The following is a 360-nucleotide window of genomic DNA, read 5'->3' as shown; positions in this document are numbered from 1 at the left end:
AGCGGCCCGCCAGAAAATGCGTGACGCAGGCGAACTTGGCGCGGATGTGCATGTCGCCGCCGAACGCGGTGTGCGGAACTTCGCGCCCGGCGACCGGATCATGTTCCTGCAAAACGAGCGCGGGCTTGGCGTGAGGAACGGCACGCTCGGGACCATTGAGCAGGTCAGCCCGCAGAGCATGACTGTCCGCGCCGACGACGGGCGCGCCGTCTCGTTCGACCTCAAGGACTACAACAAGATCGATCACGGCTATGCCGCGACGATCCACAAGGCGCAGGGCATGACCGTGGACCGCACCCATGTCCTGGCGACACCGGGCACGGACGCCCACGGCAGCTATGTCGCCCTCTCTCGGCACCG

1 pseudogene is annotated in these 360 nt (G+C 66.7%); it reads left to right on the top strand.

Going from position 1 to position 360, the window contains the following annotated elements:
* Positions 1–360, top strand: a pseudogene (locus tag V5F77_RS29235) (Ti-type conjugative transfer relaxase TraA); the annotation flags it as partial.

The organism is Roseixanthobacter psychrophilus, from assembly GCF_043195195.1.
Lineage (GTDB): Bacteria > Pseudomonadota > Alphaproteobacteria > Rhizobiales > Xanthobacteraceae > NCEH01.
This window is presented reverse-complemented; position numbering and strand designations above follow the sequence as displayed.